General features: G+C 70.2%; 2 protein-coding genes. One reads left to right on the top strand and one right to left on the bottom strand.

Annotated elements, in window-relative coordinates; genetic code table 11:
- Nucleotides 1-198: hypothetical protein (locus tag MKK75_RS06535; RefSeq protein ID WP_244041802.1), on the bottom strand; the 198-nt coding region annotated here is incomplete at its 3' end.
- A 12-nt stretch (nt 199-210) separates the two neighbouring features.
- Here MKK75_RS06535 and MKK75_RS06530 point away from each other — a divergent pair.
- Nucleotides 211-396 (top strand): hypothetical protein, encoded by a 186-nt coding sequence (locus MKK75_RS06530; protein WP_244041801.1) that lies wholly within the window; start codon nt 211-213, stop codon nt 394-396.
- Nucleotides 397-859: the final 463 nt, after the last annotated feature.

The raw sequence follows: 859 nt of genomic DNA, 5'->3' as shown, positions 1-859 counted from the left end.
GATGTGACGGGCGGGGGGGTCGTAAGCGGCGATCATCCGGCCCTGGGCGAGGTAGCCGACGGGCGGAGGACGAAGCCGCCAGCCGGCCTCTCCAAGGGTGCCCGTAAGGCGATCCTGCCGCCCTTCGTCGAACCCGCACTGGAGACCCTCGTTGACGACGTGCCCACCGGCGACGGCTGGCTGTACGAGATCAAGCACGCCGGCTACCGCATGCAGGCCCGCATCGACGGGGGCTCAGTGAAGCTCCTGACGCGCTCAGGCCTCGACTGGTCCGCGGGGTTCGAACCCGCTGCCCGGTCCCTGAAGGCCTTGAAGCTGCCCTCGGCCTTGATCGACGCCGAGATCGTCGTCGAGACGGAGAGCGGGTTCGAACCTCGCGGACCAGTCGAGGCCTGAGCGCGTCAGGAGCTTCACGGAGCCCCCGTCGATGCGGGCCTGCATGCGGTAGCCGTCGTGCTTGATCTCGTACAGCCAGCCGTCGCCGGTGGGCACGTCGTCAACGAGGGTCGCCAGTGCGGGTTCGACGAAGGGCGGCAGGATCGCCTTACGGGCACCCTTGGAGCGGCTGGCTGGCGGCTTCGTCCTCCGCTCGTCGGCGACCTCGGCGCGGGCCGCATGATCGGCTCTGACGACCCCGCCGTCGGCGAGATCCCGGTTGGTCAGGCCCGACAGGATCGAGGCCTCGTGCTCGACGAGGACGTCGCCGTCGCGGCGGGCGTGCTCGTCGTCGGCCTTCATCAGCAGCCAGGGCTGCTTCTTCTCGCCCCCGCGGCCCTTCATGCGCACGAGATGCCATCGGCCCGCGAGCCTCTCGCCGTGTAGGGCGAACTCAAGGTGGCCCTTCGCCAGTCCGGCCGCC

The organism is Methylobacterium sp. J-030 (genome assembly GCF_022829545.1).
Classification (GTDB): Bacteria; Pseudomonadota; Alphaproteobacteria; order Rhizobiales; family Beijerinckiaceae; genus Methylobacterium.
This window is presented reverse-complemented; position numbering and strand designations above follow the sequence as displayed.

Coding starts and splice junctions, on each gene's coding strand:
- MKK75_RS06530 (WP_244041801.1), top strand. CDS start 211: ATGCAGGCCCGCATCGACGGGGGCTCAGTGAAGCTCCTGACGCGCTCA.